The sequence below is a fragment of the Malaciobacter sp. genome (assembly GCF_055140965.1).
In genome coordinates, this window is the sequence record NZ_JBSRRO010000051.1 from 1 (window position 1) to 17,537 (window position 17,537).

Annotated in this window: 15 protein-coding genes and 1 pseudogene; 13 read left to right on the forward strand and 3 right to left on the reverse strand. The window is 24.9% G+C overall.

All coding sequences use genetic code 11. From position 1 onward, the window contains the following. Positions 1–102: 102 nt before the first annotated feature. Positions 103–363 carry an HdrB C-terminal domain-containing protein gene (locus tag ACTCCZ_RS12055; protein WP_463187382.1) on the forward strand — a complete coding sequence of 87 codons (261 nt, stop codon included), beginning with the start codon at positions 103–105 and terminating at the stop codon, positions 361–363. Further along, entirely contained in the window at positions 364–978 is a 615-nt protein-coding gene (locus tag ACTCCZ_RS12060; protein ID WP_079580229.1) for an HNH endonuclease, read from the forward strand. 1 nt (position 979) lies between these two features. Here the strand turns inward: ACTCCZ_RS12060 and ACTCCZ_RS12065 are convergent, their stop codons facing one another. After that, on the reverse strand, positions 980–2,377 hold the full coding sequence (locus ACTCCZ_RS12065; RefSeq protein ID WP_079580228.1) for a type II secretion system protein GspD: 1,398 nt from the start codon (positions 2,375–2,377) through the stop codon (positions 980–982). Positions 2,378–2,432: 55 nt separating this feature from the next. Next, on the reverse strand, positions 2,433–3,005 hold the full coding sequence (locus ACTCCZ_RS12070; protein WP_079580227.1) for a YigZ family protein: 573 nt from the start codon (positions 3,003–3,005) through the stop codon (positions 2,433–2,435). A gap of 101 nt (positions 3,006–3,106) precedes the next feature. Between ACTCCZ_RS12070 and tlyA the strand changes: the two genes are divergently transcribed. The 8 genes from tlyA (at position 3,107) to ACTCCZ_RS12110 (ending at position 9,396) form a co-directional block, all read left to right on the forward strand. Further along, positions 3,107–3,814 (forward strand): 23S rRNA (cytidine-2'-O)-methyltransferase TlyA, encoded by a 708-nt coding sequence (gene tlyA / locus ACTCCZ_RS12075; RefSeq protein WP_079580226.1) that lies wholly within the window; start codon positions 3,107–3,109, stop codon positions 3,812–3,814. Further along, positions 3,783–4,622: a bifunctional riboflavin kinase/FAD synthetase gene (locus ACTCCZ_RS12080; RefSeq protein ID WP_079580225.1), complete on the forward strand. Its 840-nt coding sequence runs from the start codon at positions 3,783–3,785 to the stop codon at positions 4,620–4,622. The genes tlyA and ACTCCZ_RS12080 overlap by 32 nt, the downstream gene beginning before the upstream one ends. A 31-nt stretch (positions 4,623–4,653) precedes the next feature. After that, on the forward strand, positions 4,654–5,361 hold the full coding sequence (cmoA, locus tag ACTCCZ_RS12085; protein WP_079580224.1) for a carboxy-S-adenosyl-L-methionine synthase CmoA: 708 nt from the start codon (positions 4,654–4,656) through the stop codon (positions 5,359–5,361). Positions 5,362–5,375: 14 nt separating this feature from the next. Continuing rightward, positions 5,376–5,846, forward strand: a complete 471-nt coding sequence (bcp, locus tag ACTCCZ_RS12090) for a thioredoxin-dependent thiol peroxidase (RefSeq protein ID WP_079580223.1) — start codon at positions 5,376–5,378, stop codon at positions 5,844–5,846. Between the two features lie 11 nt (positions 5,847–5,857). Beyond that, positions 5,858–6,940, forward strand: a complete 1,083-nt coding sequence (locus ACTCCZ_RS12095) for a plasminogen-binding N-terminal domain-containing protein (protein WP_079580222.1) — start codon at positions 5,858–5,860, stop codon at positions 6,938–6,940. Beyond that, positions 6,940–8,328: an FAD-binding oxidoreductase gene (locus ACTCCZ_RS12100; RefSeq protein WP_079580221.1), complete on the forward strand. Its 1,389-nt coding sequence runs from the start codon at positions 6,940–6,942 to the stop codon at positions 8,326–8,328. The genes ACTCCZ_RS12095 and ACTCCZ_RS12100 overlap by 1 nt, the downstream gene beginning before the upstream one ends. A gap of 1 nt (position 8,329) precedes the next feature. Then, positions 8,330–9,127, forward strand: coding sequence for a YihY/virulence factor BrkB family protein (locus ACTCCZ_RS12105; RefSeq protein WP_079580220.1), 798 nt, complete (start codon positions 8,330–8,332; stop codon positions 9,125–9,127). A gap of 89 nt (positions 9,128–9,216) precedes the next feature. Next, on the forward strand, positions 9,217–9,396 hold the full coding sequence (locus ACTCCZ_RS12110) for a hypothetical protein (protein ID WP_079580219.1): 180 nt from the start codon (positions 9,217–9,219) through the stop codon (positions 9,394–9,396). A gap of 13 nt (positions 9,397–9,409) precedes the next feature. On the opposite strand, the gene ACTCCZ_RS12115 is transcribed toward ACTCCZ_RS12110, so the two are convergent. Next, the gene (locus ACTCCZ_RS12115) at positions 9,410–10,987 is read right to left on the reverse strand and encodes an IS1634 family transposase (protein WP_079580385.1); all 1,578 of its coding nucleotides are present in this window, start codon (positions 10,985–10,987) and stop codon (positions 9,410–9,412) included. Positions 10,988–11,116: 129 nt separating this feature from the next. On the opposite strand from ACTCCZ_RS12115, the pseudogene ACTCCZ_RS12120 reads away from it, so the two are divergent. From ACTCCZ_RS12120 to ACTCCZ_RS12130, 3 genes and pseudogenes are all read left to right on the forward strand, one after another. Beyond that, positions 11,117–12,424, forward strand: a pseudogene (locus tag ACTCCZ_RS12120) (protein kinase domain-containing protein); the annotation flags it as partial. Positions 12,425–14,062: 1,638 nt separating this feature from the next. Beyond that, positions 14,063–16,027, forward strand: coding sequence for a sensor domain-containing diguanylate cyclase (locus tag ACTCCZ_RS12125; protein ID WP_463187383.1), 1,965 nt, complete (start codon positions 14,063–14,065; stop codon positions 16,025–16,027). Positions 16,028–16,039: 12 nt separating this feature from the next. After that, positions 16,040–17,434 (forward strand): hypothetical protein, encoded by a 1,395-nt coding sequence (locus ACTCCZ_RS12130; protein WP_079580368.1) that lies wholly within the window; start codon positions 16,040–16,042, stop codon positions 17,432–17,434. Positions 17,435–17,537 lie beyond the last annotated feature (103 nt).

The window sequence follows — 17,537 nt, forward strand, 5'->3', positions numbered from 1 at the left end:
TATTGTTTATTGTATTAAATTTTAAACTATTTAAATAAATTAGAAGCCAAAATTATTCATATTGAAAACTCTTCAATAGATTTAGCAAAAAATAGTTTTCATATAAATAAAGAGTTCACTTTTAAATTAGCTTCAACAGTACTTCTTGAAGCTTTTGATAAAGGTGCTGATTTTATAGTAGTTGATAATTTAAATGACTTTTATATATTTGATTTTAATAGAAAAGAGTTAAATAAAATTGCAAGAAGAGAAGTTAACCTTCCAGTTTTACACATAAATGAACTAAAAAATCTTGCCGCAGGTAATTTTGATGAAGCTAAAAAGTCTTTAAATAATCACTCAATCAATCCAAAGTTAATATAAATGATACTTGATACAGATTTTATTATCATTGGTAGTATAATAATTATTTTATTAATTCCTTTATATATTTATAGAAAAAAAGTATATAGTTTTTTTACAAGACAAGGTGACTTTGAAACCTTCGAAGAGAATATAAAAAACTATTTACATACATACTACCCTAAAATAAAATTTGACTATTCAATTATTGAAAAAACTAAAATGGAAAAAGATATAAAACTAAGACAAATACTAGTTATTGAAGATTTAGTTTCTCAATTTTTTGATTTTAAGTATGAACTTGAAACTCAAAAATGCATTCACAAAGATTTTCTTTGGAGTACTTATGAACAAAACTGTAAACCAATAAAAGAAAAACTACCAAATGATTGGGCTAAAAGAAAAGAGTTTACATACAGAAGAGATAATTGCAAATGTAAAAGATGTGGCTTAAGTATTGAACTTATAGATGCACATATAGTTTTTATTAGACCTTTATTAAATGGAGGTGGTTATAATTTTGAAAATTTAATTACTTTATGTACTGATTGTAATAAAATATTAAACTCACAAACAAAAGGTGTTAAATCATCAATTTTTGAAGACAGACTTCTAAAAAAAGTAACAGTAAAATAATCTAGTTTCCATTAAGAAGCTCTTTTACTCTTTGATTATGCAATTTTAAATATTTATTTTGTTTATCAATCTTTCTATTTTTGGTACTTTTTATAAGTAATAACTCTTCAAGTTTTTCTAATTTTGCCAACTCTTCTCTTATAAAAGTTATATCTTTATTTTTTGGAATAATATAAGGAGTTATTACAATCACAAGATTACTTTGTTTACTAGAACTATTTTTATGTTTAAATAGATTACCAATTACAGGCAATGATGAAAAATAAGGTACCTCATCATTTAAATTCTCATTCCTATTTTCAACTAAGCCTCCTAAGATAATACTCTCTCCATTTGAAACTACAGCAAAAGTTGAAACACTTTTTTTAGTTGTATCTGGTTGATTATTTGTTGTACTATTTTTTACTCCCTCTAAAATAGTATTTATATAAAGTCTAACTTTATTATCATCTGCTTTTAGTCTTGGTTTAACCTCTAATTTTAAACCAACATCTTTTCTTTCAAAAGAGTAACTAGTATTTCCTCCACTTGTTGTAGTAGAAGAAGTCTGCAAAGATATACTCTGTCCTACATATATTGTACTTTTTTTATTATTTATACATAAAATTGAAGGTTCAGATACAATCTTTAATGCATAGTTTTGATGTAACAAAGATAGTGTAGCACCTAATGATATTGAAGATTTTAAAGTGGGAATAGATAAACCAATGCTACTTATATCAAAATCCACTGCTTGGTTTGAATTTAAGTTTGATGCAATTGTAAAAATTCCACTATTTGATGTTTTACCCGAGAGTAAGCCATATTTTAAACCAACTTTATTTACAAGATTACTATTAAGTTCAACAATTTTTGCTTTTAAAAATATTTGAGGCTCATCTTTATCTAACTTTTTCACTAATGTTTCTATATTTTGAATAATTTGTACTTTACCTATTAAGATTAAAGAGTTTGATTCAGTATCACTTGAGATGAAAAGTTTTTCATATTTATTTATTGTTTTAAAGTTTTGTAAAATTTTCTTTAACTGTTCTACTTGAATATTTTTCAATGCAATAACTTTTGTGATTACTTTATGTTCAATTTTCTTTTGTTTCTTTTCTTGTTTTTTTTCTTTTATTATAAAAAAACTATCTTTATCAATTAACTCATATCCAAAAGATTCTAATGAGTTTTTTAATACTTTAAGTAACTGTTTTTTTGATATAGGTTTTACAGAAATAAAATCTACTTTTCCTTTTATATCAGTTTTTACAAGTATATTTTTATCCAAAATTTTAGAACTTACTTTTATTAACTCTTTTAAGTCTAGATTTTTAAACTTTACATCTTTTTTTAAATCATCTGCAAATAAAAAAGGATTAAAAAAAAGTAGTGTACATAATAGAAAGAATTTCATGATAAGACCTTAAAAAAATAATATAAAAAATTATATCTTTTAAAAGCTTATATTTTTAAATTATTGTAATTGTTCTTTCAAGTTTTGATTTTAATATATTTAATTTCTCTTTTGTAGCTTGCAAAAAAAGTGTTACATCAGTAGTAAACTCTTTATTTAAAATATTTATATCTAAAAGCTGTAAATCATACTCTAACTTTGAAAGTTCACTATAATCACACTTTATAGTTAAGTTTTCAAGTTTTTCATACTCATAAAGTTCACTGTTTTTTATAACTTTATTTACAGAATCCGAATATGCTCTTACTAATCCTCCTGTACCTAACTTAATTCCTCCAAAATATCTAACTATTATTACTGCACTATTTATAAGCTCATTTCCAGCCAAAACATTTAAAGATGGTTTTCCACTTGTGCCTTTTGGTTCTCCATCATCACTACTATTTTCAACAATTTGTTCTAATTCATTTAAATATCTATATGCATATACATGATGTCTAGCTTTTGGATGCTCTTTTTTTAACCTACTCATAACTTCATCAAAATCTCTTGAGGGGAAAAGATGTGCAATAAATTTTGATTTTTTCTCTTCAAAGATTTCAAAAAACTCTTTTTTTACATATTTCAATCTTGACTCTTTTTATTTGTATTCTTTTTTATTAAAGCATTTTTTCTCTTATGTAAGAATAAATAATCATTTTTTGAATATTTTTATATTATAATATCTTTATGAGATTAGACCAATACCTTACAAAAAAATTTGATATTCAAAGTAGAAATAAAGCAAGTGAACTTATTAAATCAAAAAAAGTTCAAGTTGATAATAAAATTATTACAAAACCTTCTTTTATTGTAGAAGAACAAGCAGATATAAAGATATTAGAAGATGATTTTTTTGTAAGTAGAGCTGCTTATAAACTTAAATACTTTTTAGATGAAATCAATATTAACCTTAAAGATTTAAATACACTAGATATTGGAAGTAGTACTGGTGGATTTACACAAATTTTACTAAATAATTATGTAAATAGAGTAACATGTGTTGATGTTGGATCAAATCAATTACATGAAAAAATAAAAAATAATGAGAAAATTTTATTTTATGAAAATACAGATATTAGAGAGTTTACATCTAATGAAAAATTTGACTTAGTAACTTGTGATGTATCTTTTATATCTATTTTAAATATTATTGAAGATATAAATAGATTAGCAAAGAATAAAATAATTATACTTTTTAAGCCTCAATTTGAAGTTGGCAAAAATATAAAAAGAGATAAAAAAGGTGTTGTAAAAGACAAAAAAGCCATTTTAAAAGCAAGAGAAAGATTTATAGATACTACAAAAGTTTTAAATTGGAATTTAAAATATAGTTCATATAGTAAAATACAAGGAAAAGATGGTAATGAAGAAGAGTTATTCTACTTTGATAAATAAAAAAAATATTACATCTATTGCAATTGGTGGCTTCGATGGTATGCATATTGCACATCAACAACTTTTTAAAAAACTTGATAAAAATGGTGCGGTTGTTGCAATTGAGTCTGGACATTCAAACCTTACACCAAAAAGTTATAGACAAGAGTATACAAACTTCCCTGTTTACTACTATGTTCTTGATAATATTAAACACCTTGAGGGAGAAGAGTTTATAAAGCTTTTAAAAGAAGAGTTTCCTAATCTTAAAAAAATTATTGTAGGTTTTGATTTTTGTTTTGGCAAAAATAGAAAATATGATACTTTAGGACTTAAACAACTTTTTGATGGAGAGGTAATTGTAGTTGATGAAATATGTGATAACAATCTAGCAATTCATTCAAGATACATAAGAGAGTTTATTAAAAATGGAAACGTAAAAAAAGCAAATGAACTTTTAGGGAAAAATTATAAAATCACTGGTCAAACTACAAAAGGACAAGGTTTAGGGAAAAAAAGCTTTGTTCCTACTATTAATCTTACTGTTGAAAACTTTCTTCTTCCAAATGAGGGTGTTTATATTACAAAAACTACAATAAAAGACAAATCTTATAAATCTGTAACTTTTTTAGGTCATAGAGTAACAACAGATGGTAACTATGCTATAGAAACACATATAATTGGTGAAGATATAGAAAATATTATAGGTAAAATTCAGATTGAATTTATTGACAAATTAAGAGAAAATCAAAAATTTGATAACTTTGAAGATTTAAAAAAACAAATTGACAAAGATATAAATAACGCACTTAAGTATTTTGATAAATAATAATTAATATTCATTTAGATAAAATATACTTATGGTAGATAAAATATTTGAAAAATCGATAAAAAAACAATTCGAGTTTGATGAAGATGTAGCATCTGTATTTGATGATATGCTAAATCGGTCAATTCCTTTTTATAAGCAAATGCAAGAATTAACTATAAATTTTGCACTAAATTATTTAAAAGAAGCTGATACAGTATATGATTTAGGTTGCTCAACAGCTTCAACACTTATAGAATTAGGTAAACAATCAAATGTTGATTTAAATTTAGTAGGTATTGATAACTCAAGTGCAATGCTTTCTAGGGCTTCAAAAAAATGTAAAGCATTTGGTATTGATATAAAACTTAAAAATGAAGATTTACTTGATACATCTTATGATAATGCAAAATTAGTTATCTCAAACTACACTTTGCAGTTTATTAGACCTTTACAAAGAGAAAAACTTATTAAAAAGATATATGATTCTTTAGAAGATGATGGTATTTTTATATTTAGTGAAAAAGTAATATCATCAAACAAAGTTTTAAATAAACAATGCATTGATACATATTATGATTTTAAGAAAAAACAAGGTTATAGTGAATTTGAGATTTCGCAAAAAAGAGAAGCATTAGAAAATGTTTTAATACCATATACCGATGATGAAAATAAAAAAATGATATTAGATGCAGGATTTTCCCACTGTGAAGTACTATTTAAGTGGGTAAACTTTGCAACATTTATAGCAATAAAATAAATAAAAGGATTTAAATGTTAGAGATTGGATCAAAAGCACCTGAATTTTGTGCAAAAAATCAAGATGATGTTGAAATTCATTCAAGAGATTTAAAAGGAAAATGGATTGTATTGTACTTCTATCCAAAAGATTTAACTCCAGGTTGTACTACTGAAGCTTGTGAGTTTTCAGCTAATGAACCAGAGTTTGATGATTTAGATGCTGTAATTTTAGGAGTAAGCCCTGATGATACTGCAAAACATAGAAAATTTATTGAAAAAAAAGAGTTAACAATTACTCTTTTATCTGATGAAGATAAAAAAATGTGTGAAGACTTTGGTATATGGCAACTTAAAAAATTTATGGGTAAAGAGTATATGGGAGTAGTAAGATCAACATTTATTATTAACCCAGAAGGTGAAATTGCAGCTTTATGGACTAAGGTAAAAGTAAAAGGTCATGTTGAAGCAGTAAAAGAAAAATTAAAACAGTTACAATCAAAATAAGGAATACAATAATGAAAAAAGCTTCAATTAAATTATTATTAGCATCAAGTGCTTTACTATTTGCAAATAGTGTAAGTGCTGATACTACAATTTGCTATAAAAAAGACTGGACAAGTCCTTCAACTATAGAAAAAACTAAACTTGATGGTGGTGTTTGTAAGGGTGAACTATCATTAATTGATATGAAAAAGAATGGCTGGAAACTAAAAGATATAAAAATAACAAGTTCTGATGAGGGATTAAATTATCAATATGTTTTAACAACTGATGATATAATAAAAGTAGATAATAATGCTGCATTGAAAATTCAAAATCAAAAACCTTTATCTTTTAAAGAGATTAAAACTAGTTTAAAAAATGTTAATAATAAAACTGCTTCTATTAATATTGGGAATTTAAGAGTTGGACAAAGTGGTATAGTTTTAAAAAAATATGAAAATGGACAAAAACTAATCGTATCTAATGCTTATGTTACAAAAACTTCAGAAAACTCTTCTGAAATAAAATTTATTCCATTTATGGATTTAAAACAAAATGCAATACCAACTTCAAATGCAAAACCTAAAAATGGTGATACACTAATTTTGAACTATATGTATGATAAATCACTTTTAATTGCTCCTTCACAAGATGCTTTTCAAGTTGCAAGGGGAAAATTTAGATTAAATACATTTTTACACTCTGATATTTTTGCAGCAAATTTAAAATCACAAAGAGAACCTTTACCATCTAAAAGTACAATCCAAGATTTTGCAATTGAACAAAATTTAGGAACAATTTTTATTGTAATAAAAAATAAAGCTTATGTAGTTGATAGTAAAACATTTGCTATTTTAGATTTTTATACTTTAGCTTATAACTATTTAGATACAGAAAAAATGCCTTTTTATACAAGAATTGAGGGTATTGAAGAAGCTCCATTTGCAGGTATAATTAAAAGTATTACTGAACTTAGTTTCTTAAAAGATATCTTTGGTGATGATGAAAGATCAGAAGAAGAGATTTTGCTTGAGGGCGAAATGAAAAAAGATGAAATTGTAAATAAAAATGACATGTATAATGATTATTATAGATCAATTTTAGGATTAAAATAATGATAGATAAAAAACATTTAGAACACTTTGAAAGTATTGTAGGAAGTGAAAATGTAAAAGCTGATAAAGCTCACTTAATTGCTTATTGCTATGATGCTACAAAAGAGAGATTTGAACCAGATGCAGTTGTTTTCCCAAAAGATGAACAAGATGTGTCTAAAATATTAAAATATTGCAATGAAGAAAAAATAGTAATTGTTCCAAGAGGTGCAGGTTCAGGATTTACAGGCGGAGCACTTCCTTCAAATGGTGGTATTATTTTAAGCTTAGAAAGACATATGAATAAACTACTTGAAATTGATATGGAGAATATGGCAGGTGTTGTTCAACCAGGACTTATAAATATGGAGTTTCAAAAAGCTGTTGAAGAAGTAGGACTATTTTATCCTCCAGATCCTGCAAGTGAACAATACTCAACACTTGGTGGAAATGTAAGTGAAAATGCAGGTGGAATGAGAGCTGCAAAATATGGAATAACAAAAGATTATGTAGTTGCATTAAGAGCTGTTTTACCAAATGGTGAAATAATTACAGCAGGTAAAAAAACAATTAAAGATGTTGCAGGATATAACACTGCTGGTATTTTAATTGCAAGTGAGGGAACACTAGCAGTTATTACAGAAATCACTTTAAAACTAATTCCAAAACCAAAATTTAAACAAACATATATGGGTGTTTTCCCTGATGTAAATAAAGCAATGAATGCAGTATTTAAATCACTTGCAAGTGGAGCAAATCCTGTTGCAATGGAGTTTTTGGATGCTTTAGTAATTAAAGCACTAAAACAAAAATTTCCTCAAGTAGAACTGCCTCAAAATGCAGGTGGGATTTTAGTTGGAGATGTGGATGGAAGTAGCCAAGCAGAAATAGATTCTCAAATACAAACCTTAAAAGATGCATTTGCTGAATATGGTTCAGTAGATTTTATAACTGCAAAAGATGAAGAACACTCAAATGCATTATGGTTTGCAAGAAAAAATGCTAGTCCTGCAACAGCTATTTATGGAACAAAAAAACTAAATGAAGATATTTCAGTTCCAAGAAGTAAGCTTCCAGTAGCACTTGATGAAATCTATAAAATTGGTGAGAAATATGGATTTAATGTTCCTTGTTTTGGTCATGCAGGTGATGGAAATATTCACGTAAATGTAATGGTTAAAGACAAAACAAATGAAAAAGAGATGGAAGATGGACATAAAGCTATTGAAGAGATTTTCCAACTTGTTGTAGATATGGGTGGAACATTAAGTGGAGAGCATGGAATTGGACTTTCAAAAGCTCCTTTTATGAACATTGCATTTAATGAAGCTGAACTTGAACTATTTAGAAGTATCAAAAAAGCTTTTGATCCAAATAATATTTTAAATCCTTTTAAAATGGGTTTATAAAATGGAAAAACAAAGTCTTGTAACGCAATATTCTAAAAAGTTTATTAAGTTACTTGACTCATTTTTTAATGATGATACAACATATTACGCTGCAAGTCTTAGTTTTTTCACAATATTTTCAATATTACCAATAATTACTCTTTTAATAGCTATTATTTCAACAATGGAGATATTTCAAAGTTATTTAAATACCTTTATATCAAATATTTTTGAAATTTTAAATCCTACACACTCACAAGACTTTATAAATTCATTTAAAGATTTCATATCAAATTCTACCAAATTAGGTTATGTAGGAATTATATATATGTTTTTTGTGTTTATTATGTTTTTTAAAGATTATGAATATATTATTAATAAAATACATAAAGCTAAAAGAAGACCAATGTATAAACTTTTTTTTCTTTATTTAATCTTCTTAGTTGCTCTTCCTTTTTTATTTACCATATCAGATATTATTTTATCTTTGTATAATAACTCTATTGTAAATAGTATAACTGCATTTACTATTGCATGGTTTATATTTTTCTTACTTTTTAAATTTAGTATAAATAAGTTTGTATATAAAAAAGCTGCATTAATTTCATCATTTTTTACTCTTGTAATATTATCTATTACTAAAAATCTGTTTGTCTATTATGTAATATACAATAAAACTTACTCAACTATATATGGTTCATTATCAACACTACTATTTTCTTTTTTTTGGATATATATTTCTTGGATTATCTATCTTTATGGAATAAAAATGTGCTATAGATTAAATTTAAAAGAAAAATATAAAAAAATACACTCTTAATTTTAAACTATAATAATTTTACCTAATTATATTTTGTAAAATATAATAAAGTTTAATTTAACTAAAATAATCAAAAACTAAGGTTTATTTTGATTACTAAAAACTATAAACTATTAAGAAAACTAGAATTTAAAAAAGAGTTTGATTTTTTCCTAGCAGAGGAACTTAATAATAAAAAAGAAGTTTTTATAAAAGCCAATAAAGATTTTTTAACTGATCAAAGAAGTTTAGAAAGCTTGGAAAATGAATTCTTCCTGAGTTTATCATAGGACACCCAGATTTTTACGTTTTCTGTTTTGAATAAATAGCATCATAAATTTGTTGTTGAATTTCATCCATTTCAAGTGGTTCAACACCAAGTGGAGTTTTATACCCATACATAGTCTTTATGTAATCAAATGTTAGTTTGAATTTAATATTTATATTTGATTTTTTTATTCTTCTTTCAAACTCTTTATAAATTGAATAAGATACAAATGATAATAGAATATGAGATTTTATTCTATTTTCTACTCTATGATAAATTGGTCTTATTTTTAAGTCAGTTTTAGAGATTCTAAAAGCTTTTTCAACATCATATTGATTTTGATAGTGAGCTATTACTTCATTTGGTTTTAGTATAAAATCATTTGTAATAAACCCTTTAATACCATCAAGCTTTTCATCATTTGTAATCTTATTAGGATTTAGTTTATATTTAATATCACATTTATCATCTATATCTAAATATTTTGCATAGTATGATAGTTTCAAATCACTTTTAGTGATATTTTTAGAAAGTTTAGCTTCAATCTTTTCCAATGCTTTATCTCTTGTATATTTATCTTTTTTAGCTCTTTTTGATGAGTATGTTAATATTAATCTTTGTTTGGTTTGCAAGGTTTGTTTTTGCTCATTGGTATCTTTATATTTTATCTCTTTATCTATTTTCAAAGTATGAATTACACCATCATTTAAAAAAGTAAGATTAGAAACTTGATCTTTTATTTCATTTGATGTATTTTTAATTTTAGCTGCAAGGATATATTTATAACCATTATTCTCTAGATACACAATATTATCATTATTTAGCATTCCTCTATCTGCAACTACTATTGGTTTATTTTGAATATTAAATTTATTTTGAAACTTCTCAAGAATATCAATTAAAGTATGACCTTCATATTTATTACCCTCATAAACTTCATAAGATAGTGGATAACCTTGTAATGTTGTAAATAAACCTAATTGTATTTGTGGCCTAGCTAATTTTCCCTCTTTGCTAAATCCAATTCGTCTTAAATCATCTTCACTTTCACTTTCAAAGTATAGAGTTGTAACATCATAAAAACTTACTGTAATAGTATCATTCATAATCTTTTTTGTATGATTAAATATACATTTCTCAACATTCATCTTTAGATTATCTTGGTAAAGCTTATCTAAAAATCTATATATTCTATTTTGTTCAATTTTTTGTTTTTTATAAATATGATAGTAATCAATTAAATATAACTTACTTCCTGGATATAGCAATCTTGATATTACTAAAGCTTTAAATACCTCTTTATCTTTAATATTTTTAAAATCTATTGATTCACATCCAACAGCTTTAAATAATCTTCCAAAGATAAGTTCATCACCAATAACTCTCATATCTTTATTGGTAAGTTTTTGTTTTTTTTCTGTAAATTCTACAAAATCAAAAAGATTTGGTTCAAGTTCTAATAGTCTATCATTAGCTTTTAAAAGTAAATTTTCTATCTCATAATCATTTGAACTACAACCTATAGTTTCAACTACTTTATATTTACCACTATTCTTTGAAATGATTTGAATACTAACACTTCCACTTTTATTTTTCTTCTTACGAACAAACATAGTGTAATTTTAACTATTAATTGCTTGGGACACCTTGATTTAAACTTTTTAACTCTTATAAATACCATAAATAAAGGTTCTTTAGAATTGGTTTCTTAAAAATGATAAACTCAGGAGGAACTTAATAATAAAAAAGAAGTTTTTATAAAAGCCAATAAAGAGTTTTTAACTGATCAAAGAAGTTTAGAAAGCTTGGAAAATGAATTCTTAATTTTGAAAAATTTAAAACATGAAAATATTATTGAAGTAAAAGATTTTCAAAAACAAAATAATAAATGCTTTTTAGTTTTAGATAGTTTTAATCAAATGACTTTGAAGTTAAAAATTGAAAATAAAAAGCCAGACTTATATAGTTTTTTATGTATTGCAATTAATCTTTGTGAAGTTTGCTACTATTTACATGAAAAAAATATCATCTATCAAAACTTCACAACCAGCTCTATTCTTATAAATGAAAAAACAAATGAAATTAAACTTTTCGATTTTTCAGAATCTAAAGAGATATCTAAAATAAAAAGTATTAAAAAAACAAGTAATAATACAGATATATACAAAGCTCCTGAACAAACAAGTAGAATAAATTTTTCAATTACTGAACAAACAGATATATACTCATTAGGAATAGTTTTCTACGAGATGCTATCAGGAGTTGTTCCTTATGATTCAAAAGATTTACTCTCACTATCGCATACAATTATTACAAAAGAGTTTCTATCTTTGAGTGAACTTGATTTTAAAATACCAAAAATCATATCAAATGTAATCGAAAAAATGATTCAAAAAAATCCTATTGATAGATATAGTAATATCTTATCTGTTTTAATAGATTTAAAGAAAATAAAAGAGCAATTTTTAAAAAATAAGAGCTTTTGTACATTTGAAATAGATCAATTTCAAAAGAATTTTCTAATTAATAGCACTAAAAAACTATTTGGAAGAGAAGAAGAATTAGAAGAATTAAAAAAATCAATAAAGAATTTAGATAATAAGCTACTAATTATAAAAGGTGTTTCAGGAGTAGGTAAAACATCATTTGTAAAAACAGCTTTACAGCTTTCAGATGTAGATACATCTAATTTATTAGAAATAAAGCTAGACAACTATAAACAAAATATTGCTTACAAGATCTTATATGAGAAAATAAGAGAACTTTCAAAACAATTATTAACAAAAGACTCATATACTCTAAATTCATGGAAAAAGAGTATATCAAATTCACTTGGTAGTGAAGCAAAAATACTTTATGAACTAATTCCCGAATTAAAAATTATTTTAAATGACAACAGTAATAAAAAAATAAATAATGAAGAGATATCAAAAATAGAGTTTGATAACTATTTATTTAAATATTTGCAACTATTTGCAACAAGTAAAAATCCCTTATTTATTTTTATAGATGATATGCAATGGAGTGATGAAATTACAAGAACTTGGTTGGAATCAGCACTTTATCAACTAAAAAATACAATTATAATCATTACATATAGGAATAATGAGGTAAAAGAGAATTCAAGATTATATAAACTTCTAAACAAATTAAAAAAAGATGATATCAAATTAAAAACATTTCATTTAAAACCTTTAAAACTTGAAGATATAAAAAATATACTAAAAACAAATATAAAATTAGAAAATAGTAATGAAGTAGCAAAATTAATTTTTAGTAAAACCTCAGGAAATTGTTTTTTTATTATTCAGCTTTTAAAACAATTATTAGATGAAGAAATTATATATTTTAATTATGAACAGTTCAAATGGAAGTGTGATTTAAATCAATTAAATACAGTTTCAGCAAGTAATAATATTATAGAACTATTAGAGAATAAAATAAATAAACTTGATAAAGATGAAAATAGATTATTAAAGATAGCTTCTTGTATTGGAAATAAATTTGATGAAGAGCTTTTAAAAAATATCTATAATGATGATATAAACTTTAAACAAACACTAAATAAAACTATTTTAAATGAATGGATTGTAAAAAGTAAAAATATAAATAATTATGAGTATGAGAAATATAAATTTTCCCATGACAGAATACAACAAGTTATATATAATTCTATAATATTAAGTGAAAGAAGTTTATATCATAAAAAGATTGCAGATTCTATATTAAGCTTGAATTTACATAAGAAAAACAATGATTATCTAACTTATATAAATCATTATAATAATGCAAAAAGCCTTTTTAAAACAAAAGAGCAAAAAGATTATTTAGCAACACTTAATTATAAAGCTTCAATTAATGCAAGGGAAAATGCAGATTTTATTATGGCACTAAAATATATGAAAGAGGCATTAAATCTTTATAGTGATATAAAATCAAAAGATAATTATTCTGAAATATTAAAAGATTATGCAATTTGTGAACATATGGTTTTAAATAAAAAAACTGCCCTAAAATATTATAATAAGGCAATTAATGCAGCTATCACAAATCTTGAAAAAGCATATATTTATGAACAAATAATAAAACTTTATTCTGATTTTTCAGAGTTTAAGAATGCTTACGAAACAGGAAAAGAAGCTTTAGAACTATTTGACTTAAATATACCAAAAGAGTTTAGCAAAGTTATATATACAAAAGACTCTATATACTTAAAGTATAAACTAAAAACTAAAAATCCAAATAGTTTACTTTCATTACCCCAAGCAAAAGATGAAAAAATAGTAATTATGATAAAATTACTATCTGCTTTATTAAAAGCTGCATATCAAATCGATCCAAAGCTTTGTGTACTTGTATCAATGAAATTAGTAAAATTGTGTTTAAAACATGGAGATACAAAAGATGCAGTTATTGGATTTATGGTTTTTGGAGTTATTTTCCAAGGAGCTATAAAACAAAACCACAAATTAGGTTATAAATATGCAAATCTCTCTTTAGATATGATAAAAAAATATAATAATACTACTTTATACCCTGAAGTTAATTTTGTATCTGGCTATTTTGCATTTTCATGGCTGTTGCCAACTGCAATAACTGAGCAAAAATGGTTTGAATCATATAACAAAGGTTTATTAATAGGTGATCTTTTTCACAGTGGCTGTGCAGCAGCAGGAATTATACAAAGTATGTTTTTAAGAGGTGTTTGCTTAGATAATATTGACAAACAAATTAATAAATTTGAAAAAACTCTTAGAAGAATAAAAGCATATGAACAATTAGGAGCTATTTTAAGTGTAAAACAAACAATAGCTAATTTAAAAGCACAAACAATAGATAAAAACTCTTTTTCTAATAAATATTTTGATGAAGATGAGTATGTAAAAAGTTTAGAAAACTATAACTCATTACATTTTGCACACTACTATTATATTAATAAAACTATTGCATTATTTATTCATGAAGATTATAAACAAGCCTATGAATATTATTTGCAAAGTAAAAGATTTCTTGAAATTTCTAAGGGCACAATCCATGGCCTAGAGCACTACTTCTATGAATCATTACTATTTTCAAATTTATATGAAAAAGTAAATGATGGCTTAAAAAAAAGATATCTTAATACAATTAAAAAAAATTTATTAGAGTTTGAAAAATATAGTTTAGAGTGTCCAGAAAACTTTTTAGTAAGAAAAAACTTAATAAAAGCAGAAATATATAGAATTGAAAATAAAATTAATGAAGCATTTAAATATTTTGAAAAAGCTATTGAAGCAGCAGAAATTTATTCGCAAACTCATTTAAAAGCTATAGCAAATAGATTATTATCAAATATCTATAAAAAGGTCAATCAAGAAAGAGTATCAAAACTTTTAAAAAAACAGGAACAAGAAGCTCTTGTGCAATGGGGTGTTTCAATAAAAGACTCTTCAAATAGTAGTAATAACTCTTCTGAATCAATTAACTTTAATACTTTAACAAAAGCTGCTGAAGCTATTGTTAAAGAGCAGAAATTACCTAATTTGTTAAAAAATTTATTACACATTATACTTGAAAAATCTGGTGCACAATATGCAAATGTATTACTTGAAGATAATAACAAGTATTACATTCAAGCTACTGCATCATATAAATCAATAAATATTGATGTAATGCAAAATATTCAGTTTGAGAAATCAAACAATATTGTGCATAATGTAATTAATTACGTTTTAAGAACTAAGAAACCCATTGTAATTGATGATTTAAATAATAATTCAATTTTTATAAAAGAAAATGATGCCATTAATAGAGGAGTTAAATCTGTTTTATGTTTGCCTTTAATTTTTCATAATAAAATAAGAGGATTAATCTATTTAGAGAATAATGCAATGTCAGGAGTATTTTCAAAAGAACAAATTGAATTATTAAAACATTTAAGTGGTCAAATTGCCATTTCAATTGAAAATGCAATAATGTACAAAAACCTTGAGCAAAAAGTAGCTGAAAGAACAAAAGCTTTAGATAAAAAAAATGATGAATTAGAAAATCAAAATATAAAATTACAACTTCAAAATAGAAAAATTTTAGAGCTGAATTCAGATATCATAAAAGAGAATGAAAAAAGAAAAGAAGTAGAAAAAGAGCTTCAAGAAGCAGTAAAAAAATTAGATATGCTTGCAACTGTTGATTCACTTACAAATATAAAAAATAGAAGAGTTTTTGATACGTATATAGAACAAGAGTGTGCAAGAGTTCAAAGAACAAATGAAAGCTTATGTTTAATTATGTGTGATATTGATTATTTTAAGTTATATAATGATTATTATGGACATTTACAAGGAGATGAATGTTTAAAATATGTTGCAAAAATTTTAAATGACAACCTAAAAAGAACTAATGATTTAGTTGCAAGATATGGAGGAGAAGAATTTGCCATGATTTTACCTAATACTTCTATTAAAAATGCACATAAAATTGCAACTGAAATTAAAAGTAATATTGATAATCTTAAAATTGAACATGAAAAATCTAAAGTTAGCACTTACATAACTTTAAGTATGGGTATTGCTTCATCTAAAGAAATCAAAAATATTACTCCAAAGAATTTAATAAGATTAGCAGATGAAAAACTATATTTAGCAAAAAATAAAGGTAGAAACCAAATTATATAATAAAGGAAGAAAATGACTAAAAATGGCATTTCAATATTAACATCTGTACTTTTAATAAATGTAATGTTTGCAAAAGACATTGACCCTTTTGCAGTAAACAATGGTAATATTCCAACAAAAAGTGAATATTCTAAAGAGTTATTTAAATTTAATTATAACTATCCAAGTGAATATAAAGAACCTCTAAATAGACCATGGTTTAAAGTAACAAATAATAAACCATTAACAAAGAAGAATGCATATGATTATATTATGGCATTAAAACAGTATGTTGCCCCATCAATGAAAACTTTTGTTATAAATCAAAACAAATGGAATAAAAGTAGTCAAAAAGGTTGGTATAGTATGCTTTGGGCAGGAGAGAGTGTACCTTTAACTTCTTGGGAAGGAAGAGAAGCAATTTATGGTACTTATACAGGGCAAATACAAGAAGCAAGTGTATATAAAGATTTTGGATTAACAGTGCCTGTTAGAAATTATGCAGCAATATACTATGATGAAGTAGCAGCACATACATTATATAAGATTTTTAAAGAGTGTAATAAAAAAACAAAGGAGTGCATTCCAAATATAAATAATAACGAAGCTCAATTTGAAGAAGGTTCAGTAATTATAAAAGCAGCATCTGCATCTGCTACACCAGAACAATGGCCTGTATTAAAAGGTGCTGCAATTTGGAAGATATATAGAAAGCCTTTTGATATTAATGGAACAATTAAATCAAAAGAACCAAAAGTTATGAATACAAGAGTTACTATATTTGATATTATAGTAAAAGATTCTATTGCAGCACCAAAAACTGGTTGGGTATTTACAACATTAGTTTATGATAAAGATGCAAAAGGAGAAACTGCTTGGGAAAAAATGGTTCCATTAGGTGCTATTTGGGGAAATGATCCAAATATAAACTCTACTAGATATCCCTCAAAAAAATTAAATCAAACATATATAAACTCAAATGCACCAAAATTTGCAAAAGTTACATTAGGATATGGGAAAAGACTATCAGGTCCTTTTGATATTGCAGTAAAATATGATGTAAAAGTAGATGATAAAATAGTAAAAAAACTAAGAAGCTCATCATGTTTAAGTTGCCATGGAACATCAAGTTATGTACCTTATGATTCTAATATGATTACATTTTTTTATCCAGTAAAAAAAATCACTGAAGATGGAACATGGAATATGCATATACCTGGATCAAAGCAATGGAACCAGTGGTTTCAAAATAGATGGGGAGATAAACCACAAAGTAAACAAAAAGATGTAATAGCACTTGATTATAGTACTTTTTTAGAACAAGCATTAATGAACTTTGCTGCTGATTATAGTCATGATAATAATTTAAATAATGAAGAATACTTTAAAAAGTGGAGAAAATATAAAAGAGAAGCATTAAGACATTAAAACTATAAAAAAAGCTAAAAAAAAAGCCCATATCTAAGATAACTGTAAAAAGTTAAAATAGATAAGGGCTTGTAAAAACTCAAGAGCTGGCAGAGGCCTACGT